Source organism: Pseudomonas wayambapalatensis (assembly GCF_049942315.1).
Taxonomy (GTDB): domain Bacteria; phylum Pseudomonadota; class Gammaproteobacteria; order Pseudomonadales; family Pseudomonadaceae; genus Aquipseudomonas; species Aquipseudomonas wayambapalatensis.
The window spans coordinates 25455-32982 of sequence record NZ_JBNFMU010000112.1 but is presented as its reverse complement, the minus strand read 5'-3'; the positions used below and the strand labels follow the sequence as shown (position 1 = coordinate 32982).

General features: G+C 61.7%; 9 protein-coding genes and 2 tRNA genes. 6 read left to right on the top strand and 5 right to left on the bottom strand.

Annotation, left to right across the window (positions count from 1 at the left end):
- The first annotated feature begins 98 nt into the window (after positions 1-98).
- The gene (locus ACPZMI_RS05720; RefSeq protein WP_186669057.1) at positions 99-290 is read left to right on the top strand and encodes a hypothetical protein; all 192 of its coding nucleotides are present in this window, start codon (positions 99-101) and stop codon (positions 288-290) included.
- 1 nt (position 291) lies between these two features.
- Here the strand turns inward: ACPZMI_RS05720 and ACPZMI_RS05715 are convergent, their stop codons facing one another.
- The 3 genes from ACPZMI_RS05715 to nhaR all read right to left on the bottom strand — a co-directional run bounded on the left by ACPZMI_RS05715 (position 292) and on the right by nhaR (position 3245).
- Positions 292-939 carry a YceH family protein gene (locus ACPZMI_RS05715; protein ID WP_288375188.1) on the bottom strand — a complete coding sequence of 216 codons (648 nt, stop codon included), beginning with the start codon at positions 937-939 and terminating at the stop codon, positions 292-294.
- A 67-nt stretch (positions 940-1006) separates the two neighbouring features.
- Positions 1007-2218: a serine/threonine transporter SstT gene (sstT, locus tag ACPZMI_RS05710; RefSeq protein WP_186722226.1), complete on the bottom strand. Its 1212-nt coding sequence runs from the start codon at positions 2216-2218 to the stop codon at positions 1007-1009.
- A gap of 133 nt (positions 2219-2351) precedes the next feature.
- On the bottom strand, positions 2352-3245 hold the full coding sequence (gene nhaR, locus ACPZMI_RS05705; RefSeq protein ID WP_186722224.1) for a transcriptional activator NhaR: 894 nt from the start codon (positions 3243-3245) through the stop codon (positions 2352-2354).
- A gap of 137 nt (positions 3246-3382) precedes the next feature.
- On the opposite strand from nhaR, the gene ACPZMI_RS05700 reads away from it, so the two are divergent.
- Positions 3383-3622 (top strand): hypothetical protein, encoded by a 240-nt coding sequence (locus tag ACPZMI_RS05700; RefSeq protein WP_186669063.1) that lies wholly within the window; start codon positions 3383-3385, stop codon positions 3620-3622.
- Between the two features lie 15 nt (positions 3623-3637).
- Positions 3638-4390: a TerC family protein gene (locus ACPZMI_RS05695; protein ID WP_186669064.1), complete on the top strand. Its 753-nt coding sequence runs from the start codon at positions 3638-3640 to the stop codon at positions 4388-4390.
- Between the two features lie 62 nt (positions 4391-4452).
- Here the strand turns inward: ACPZMI_RS05695 and ACPZMI_RS05690 are convergent, their stop codons facing one another.
- Positions 4453-4632, bottom strand: coding sequence for a hypothetical protein (locus ACPZMI_RS05690; RefSeq protein WP_186669065.1), 180 nt, complete (start codon positions 4630-4632; stop codon positions 4453-4455).
- Between the two features lie 159 nt (positions 4633-4791).
- On the opposite strand from ACPZMI_RS05690, the gene ACPZMI_RS05685 reads away from it, so the two are divergent.
- Positions 4792-5529 carry a peptidase C39 family protein gene (locus ACPZMI_RS05685; protein ID WP_186722223.1) on the top strand — a complete coding sequence of 246 codons (738 nt, stop codon included), beginning with the start codon at positions 4792-4794 and terminating at the stop codon, positions 5527-5529.
- Between the two features lie 99 nt (positions 5530-5628).
- Here ACPZMI_RS05685 and ACPZMI_RS05680 read toward each other — a convergent pair whose 3' ends face one another.
- On the bottom strand, positions 5629-6912 hold the full coding sequence (locus tag ACPZMI_RS05680; protein ID WP_186669067.1) for an NAD(P)/FAD-dependent oxidoreductase: 1284 nt from the start codon (positions 6910-6912) through the stop codon (positions 5629-5631).
- 204 nt (positions 6913-7116) lie between these two features.
- Between ACPZMI_RS05680 and ACPZMI_RS05675 the strand changes: the two genes are divergently transcribed.
- Positions 7117-7193 (top strand) — tRNA-Val (locus ACPZMI_RS05675).
- Positions 7194-7331: 138 nt separating this feature from the next.
- Positions 7332-7408, top strand: a tRNA-Val gene (locus tag ACPZMI_RS05670).
- The last annotated feature ends 120 nt before the right edge of the window (positions 7409-7528 follow it).

The following is a 7528-nucleotide window of genomic DNA, read 5'->3' as shown; positions in this document are numbered from 1 at the left end:
GGTTCGGCGCCCCGACTTGTCCCGCGATGAGGCCCGCAGAAACAAAGCATTCTCTGAGGGTGTCTATGCTTGAAGAAGACGCTCTCAGGAATCGCGCCATGACCCCGATCAGTCGAGAACCCTGGTGGTTGGTGCCACCCAAGCCCGGCCAACAGGAGCAGGACCTGCACTGGGGCTATCTGGAAATCTACCCCGACGGTCGTACCGTGTTCGTCGACCAGCGCCCCAGCGACCAGGAACTGGCCGAGCGCAAGAGCTGCCGTAACTTCCCCGAGCCCGACCAGACCTGACTCAGCCCTCGAGCTGAGCCAGCCGCGCCTCCAGTGCCGAGATCCGCGCTTCCAGCGCTTCGATTCGATCCTCCGAAACGCTGCCTGCACCACTGCGTGGCCCGCTGTCCTGCTGACGCGCGGCAAGAATCGCTTCGATCTCGGCCGGATCGCCCAAGGCATGGGTGTAGCGGTCCTCGCGCTGGCCTGCCTGACGCGGTAGATGCAAGGCCAGCCCGCGCGAAACCAGGCGCTCCAGCTGATGCTGGACCTGATCGACGTCTTCGAATTCGTGCAGACGGTTGCTGCGGGTCAGCAGTTCGTTGAGGGTCTGCGGGCCCCGCAGGAACATCAGCCCCATCAGTACCAACTGCGCCGGTACCAGTTCCAGCGCCTTGTCTACCCGATGTTCCCAGCGGTCGGCGCGGCTACCCATCTGCAGGCGGGCCATGTCCTGGCCTTCGAGCGCACGCAGGGCCTGGCCGACCTGACCGGGGGAGAGGTTCATCACCGGCTCCCGGCTGGTCTTCTGATTGCAGGCCAGGACCAGCGCATTGAGTGTCAGTGGGTAGCTTTCCGGGCTGGTGGCCTGCTTTTCGATCAGCGCGCCGAGGATACGGACCTCGATACTGTTGAGGCGGCCTTCGCCTGCGGTTTCGTGTTCTGACATGGCCCTGTCTCGTTACTAGGAAAAGGCCATTAGCCTAGGCCTTGCGTCTGGCTTAAGCAATTGCGGCTCAGGCAGTACGCCGCTCCATGGCCTCGCACGCAGCCGCAGTGAACAGTACGTCGGTCGATGAATTGAGCGCGGTTTCCGCCGAGTCCTGCAACACACCGATGATGAAGCCGACGGCAACCACCTGCATGGCAATCTCGCTGGGAATGCCGAACAGGCTGCAAGCCAGAGGAATCAACAGTAGCGACCCGCCGGCCACGCCCGAGGCGCCGCAGGCACAGACCGCAGCCACCACGCTGAGCAGCACCGCGGTCGGCAGGTCGATGGCGATCCCCAGGGTATGCACCGCCGCCAGGGTCAGCACGGTAATGGTGATCGCGGCCCCGGCCATGTTGATGGTCGCACCCAGCGGGATCGACACCGAGTAGGTGTCTTCATGCAGGCCCAGGCGCTCCGACAACGCCAGGTTTACCGGAATGTTCGCTGCCGAGCTGCGGGTGAAGAACGCGGTGATACCGCTTTCACGCAGGCACAGGAGGGTCAGGGGGTAAGGGTTGCGGCGAATCTTCCAGAACACGATCAACGGGTTCATCACCAATGCTACGAACAGCATGCAACCGATCAGCACCCCCAGCAGATGCAGGTAGCCGAGCAGGGCATCCAGGCCCGCCTCGGCCAGGGTCGAGCTGACCAGGCCGAAGATCCCCAGTGGAGCGAAGCGAATCACCACGCGAACCAGCTGCGTGATGCCTTTGGACAGGTCGTCGATCACTCCGCGGGTTGCCTTGCCGGCCTTGCGCAGCACTATGCCCAGGCCGATGGCCCAGGTCAGGATGCCGATGAAGTTGGCATTGACCAGGGCACTCACTGGATTGTCCACCGCGCTCAGGAGCAGGCCCTGCAGCACTTCGGTGATGCCGCCGGGGGCGCTCAGCGTTGCTTCGTGTGGGTTCAGTATCAGAGTCGAAGGGAAGGCCATGCTCGCTACCACGGCGACCACGGCGGCACCGAAAGTGCTCAGCAGGTAGAGCCAGAGGATAGGGCGGATATGGATCTGCTGACCTTGTTGATGGTTGGCGATGGAGGCAATCACCAACACGAACACCAGGATCGGTGCCACGGCCTTGAGGGCCGAGACGAACACCTTGCCGAGGAATGCAAGATCCAGGGCCAGGCTCGGGGCGACCAGCGCCAGGGCGATACCGGCAGCCAGGCCAATGATGATCTGGGTCACCAGGCTGGTGCGGCTGAGAAGGCGAAAAACAGGGGTCATGTGCAGCGGGGTCTCGGGTTTGAACGAACCGCGGACTGTAGCACAGGAGCTGTAGTACATGGCTGACGGTATTGTTTCCCGCATTTACGCTAGGGATGGCAGTGCTATTGGCCCGATAAGGGCCAGTATGAACTCACCAGTTGAACAGCTCCCTGCGCGCGCCTTCGGTAATCGCCACGATCCCCGGATGCTTCACCTTGCGCTCCACAGAGATCGCATAGAACGACTCATGCACCGCCTCGGTCTGTCCGATCAGTTCCACGCCGTACTGCCGACACACCTCATCGGCGATCACGCTGGGCGCCACGAAGATGCCGCTGCCCGATTGTCCGAATGCCTGCATCAAGGCGCTGTCGTCGAATTCACCGACGATGCGCGGTTGCACCTGCTGCTCGGCCAGCCAGCGCAACAGGCGGCTGCGCACTACCGTTTCCTGTCCGGGGATCAGTAGCGGTGCGTCGTCGAGGCAGCCGGGGAAGGGCTGCTTCAGCCGAGTGGCAAGGGCTGCGGTGGCGAAAAAGCTCAGGCCGCACTCACCCAGTTTCTGGCTGTACCCCTTGATGTCCAGATGGCTGGGCATGGGGCTGTCGGAGATCACCAGGTCAAGGCGCTGGATCGCCAGGTCCGCGAGCAGGCGCTCCAGCTTGTCTTCACGGCAGTTGATGCGCAGTACTTCGTCAAGCTCCATGGTCGGTGCCAGCAAACGATAGACGATGGACTTGGGCACCACGTCCGCGACCCCTACGCGGAACAGGATCTGTTCCTGGGGGCCGGCGCGCAACAGGGTCTCGAGTTCGCTGCCAATCTGGAACATCTGCTCGGCATAGGCGAGGGTCTGGCGGCCGGTTTCGGTCAGTTCCAGTTGTCGACCGACGCGTTGGAACAGCTCCAGGTTGTAGGTCTGTTCCAGCAGGCTGATCTGCCCGCTGATGGTCTGCGGCGTAAGGTTCAATTGCTCGCTGGCGCGGGTGATGCTGCCAGTGCGGGCCACTACCCAGAAATAGTGAAGCTGACGGTAGTTGAGCATGGAGGTACGACTCGATTCGTAAAAATCGAAGTATAACCGCTGAAAATACGAATTTTCCTGAACTATCGGTCTCTCTAGAATTCGACTCCATCAGGCGCGCTGCGTGCGCCAGCCGAACATCGATAAGCGAGGACCTTATGCTACAACTGAAATCCATCGGCACTCCGTTGGTACTGGTGCTGGCGCTCTTGGCCACGGCGGGTTGCGACCAGGCCGAGAAGTCGGCCCAGCAGGTGCTGAACCAGGCCGCCGAGTCGGCCAAGCAGGCGATCGACAAGACCAACGAAGCCGCCCAGCAAGCCTTGAACGAAACCCTCGGTGGCAGCGAGCCAAAAACCGAGAGCAAGCAAGACAAGAACGACACCCAGGACATCTGAGCGAAGGAACACTAAATGGAATACTTGCTGGAACTTGCTGCGAGCCCCACCGCCTGGGTCGCCCTGGCCACACTGGTGGCAATGGAAATCGTGTTGGGTATCGACAACCTGATCTTCATCTCGATTCTCACCAACAAGCTGCCTGAGGCCTACCGCTCCAAGGCTCGACGGATCGGTATCAGCATGGCGTTGATCATGCGCCTGGCACTGCTCTCGACGGTGGCCTGGATCGTCCAGTTGACGGAGCCGGTGATCGAGGTATTCGGCCACGCCTTCTCCTGGAAGGACATGATCCTGATCGCCGGTGGCCTGTTCCTGTTGTGGAAGGCAACCAAGGAGATTCACGAAAGCGTCGATCCGCATGGTGCGAAGGAAGAATCCAAGGCCGGCACCACCGTGACCCTCGGCTTTGCTGCGGCGATCGGTCAGATCCTGTTGCTCGACATCGTCTTCTCGGTAGACAGCATCATCACCGCCGTGGGCATGACCGAGCACTTGCCGATCATGATCATCGCTGTGATCAGTGCGGTGATCGTGATGTTGGTGGCCGCCGACCCGCTGGCCAAGTTCATCAACGACAACCCTACCGTGGTGATGCTGGCGCTGGGCTTCCTGATCATGATCGGCATGACGCTGATCGCCGAAGGTTTCGGCGCCCATGTACCGAAAGGCTACGTGTACGCAGCGATGGCCTTCTCCACGGTGATCGAGATCCTCAACATCATGGTTCGCCGGGCACGCCTGAAGCGCGAGGCGGCTGAAGGCTGACACCGGGCTGACGCAAAAGAGAAGGGGCTGCCAGGCAGCCCCTTTTTCTTTTGCGGATCAGGTCAATGTGCCCCGGCGTGCCGGCGGGTGCGATGCAGCGGCTGAGGCTTGGGCGCGGTGGCGGCTTGGGTGTGATGCGGTCGGGCATGGCGTCGAGCGATGCGCAGTACCCCCCAGAGCATGGCGGCGGCGACGCTCAACCACATCGCGACCAGCATGAAGATTGCCATTGTCAGGCTCATGTGCGTGCCTCCTTCTCTCGGGACAGCTGTGGGCTGTTCCCTCCAGACACTTTCTTAGTCTAGCCGCACGCGTGTGACGTTCCATTGACCGAAGGTCTATTGCTTGGGCCATTTCGTTCCAAGCCCGAAGCGGGCTATACCCGGGCCGCGCAGGCGCCTATGATCGGAGCCCAGTGCCGGGCGCTGTCTGCCGGGCGTCGAAACAAGCGAGTGTCCATGTCGCAGCATTTCTTCACCTCCCTGAGCCCGCGCCGCCTGCTGGCGGCCTGCCTGGTGGTCGCCAGCCTTGCCGGTTGCGCCGGTTCTCCACCGGCGGCGCTCGACAAACTGCCGCAGCGGGTCGAGATCAGCAGCGTGCCGTTCTATCGCGGTAATGCCAATCTGAGTGGTTCGATGGCTCTGGCGGCCGTGCTTTCGCAGCAGGGCGCGCCGATCACGCCTGGCCTGCTGGACAAATCGCTGAATCTGCCGCAGGGCGCGGCGTCGCTGGAAACCGGCATTCCCCGGGTGGCCCGCGAGTACGGCATGGTGGTCTATCCGCTGGACAAGCGCCTGGATGCCTTGCTCACCCAAGTGGCGGCCGGTCATCCGGTGTTGTTGCGCTATCACGATGGTTCGGCGCTGTGGGGCGAGCCACGCTATGCGGTGCTGATCGGCTACGACCGTTACAAGCAGCGTGTATTGCTGCGTTCAGGGATGGCGCGGCGGCATCTGCTGGATTTCGATACCTTCGAGAGCGCCTGGGCCAAGGAGGGGAGTTGGGCGGTGCTGGTGCAACCGCCGCAGCGCCTGCCGGCCCAGGTCGACCGCCAGCGCTGGATGAAGGCTGCCGACGAGCTGGCGCGCGATGGCCAGGAGATTGCCGCTAAGCAGGCGCTGCGTAGCCTCGGGCAGTAGCTGCGGCGGTACTGATTACATTTCGCGGGTAAACCCGCTCCCACAGATGCACGCTTGTGGAAGCGGGCTTGCCCGCGAAATGAACAAGCCGGTGCTACATCAGAACCCCAGGCGATCCCGCAGGCTGTAGTACCACGCACCAATGGCGCTGAACGGCACACGCAGCAACTGACCACCCGGGAACGGATAGTGCGGCAGGCCGGCGAAGGCGTCGAAACGCTCGGCCTGGCCACGCAGTGCTTCGGCCAGAACCTTGCCCGCCAGGTGGGTGTAGGTCACGCCATGACCCGAGCAACCCTGGGAGTAGTAGATGTTGTCGCCGATACGACCGACCTGCGGCAGACGCGACAGGGTCAGCAGGAAGTTGCCGGTCCAGGCGTAGTCGATCTTCACGTCCTTGAGCTGTGGGAAGGCCTTGAGCATCTTCGGACGAATGATCGCCTCGATGTTCGCCGGGTCACGTGCGCCGTAGACCACGCCGCCGCCGAAGATCAGGCGCTTGTCGCTGGTCAGGCGGTAGTAGTCGAGCAGGTAGTTGCAGTCCTCGACGCAGTAGTCCTGCGGCAGCAGGGTGCGGGCCAGTTCCTCGCCCAGTGGCTCGGTGGTGATCACCTGGGTGCCGCAAGGCATGGACTTGGCGGCCAGTTCCGGCACCAGGTTGCCCAGGTAGGCGTTGCCCGCGACTATGATGAACTTGGCGCGCACTTTGCCCTGTGGGGTATGCACCACGGGGTTGGCGCCACGCTCGATGCGCACGGCAGGGGTCTGCTCATAGATGACGCCGCCCAGCGACTCGACCGCAGCGGCCTCGCCCAGGGCAAGGTTCAGCGGGTGGATGTGGCCGCCGCTCATGTCGAGCATGCCGCCGATATAGCTGTCGCAGGCGACCACTTCACGGATGCGCTTCTGGTCCATGAGTTCCAGCTGGGTGTGGCCGAAGCGCTCCCACAGGCGCTTCTGCGACTCCAGGTGGCCCATCTGCTTGCTGGTCAGGGCCGCGAATACGCCGCCGTCCTTCAGGTCGCACTGGATGTTGTACTTGGCCACGCGCTCACGGATGATACGGCCGCCTTCGAAAGCCATCTCGCCCAGCAGTTGTGCCTGCTTGGGGCCGACGGTGCGTTCGATGACGTCAATGTCGCGGCTGTAGCTGTTGACGATCTGCCCACCATTGCGGCCCGATGCGCCGAAGCCGACCTTGGCGGCTTCGACGACGGTCACCTTGAAGCCGTTCTCCAGCAGGAACAGTGCGCTGGAAAGGCCGGTGTAGCCGGCACCGATGATGCATACATCGGTCTCCACCTCACCCTGCAGCGCCGGACGTGGCGGCACCGGGTTGGCCGAGGCGGCGTAGTAGGACTGGGGGTAGGGGGTGTTAGCCATGCTCGGAAAACCTCGTGTTTTATATTTTTAACGAATGTACCGATGCTATCAATAATAATAAACACCCGCTAGTCGTATGGTGAAAATCCTTTACAGGGGTGTTGTCTGCTAGTCATGGGCGCAAATATTTTTAGAATCAGTAGGTTAGCTCGAAAAAAACTGTTGACAGGGATTTTCTAGCGCGTAGAATGCGCCCTCATCGACAGGCACATAGCTCAGTTGGTTAGAGCACCACCTTGACATGGTGGGGGTCGTTGGTTCGAGTCCAATTGTGCCTACCAAATCGACAAAAAGGGCGATCCGCAAGGATCGCCCTTTTTTGCGTCCGGGCTTTGATCCGGTCTGCAAAGTTTTTGATTTTTTTGAGAAAAAACGCTTTACAGGTGTGCGATCGATCACTAATATGCGCACCACACGACAGGCACATAGCTCAGTTGGTTAGAGCACCACCTTGACATGGTGGGGGTCGTTGGTTCGAGTCCAATTGTGCCTACCAAATCGACAAAAAGGGCGATCCGAAAGGATCGCCCTTTTTGCATTCGCCTCAGGAAACACCGGCCTGGGCGTGACACGCCCTGCGACAGCCTGGCCGTCGGCGCTCCCGACCCGCCATGCT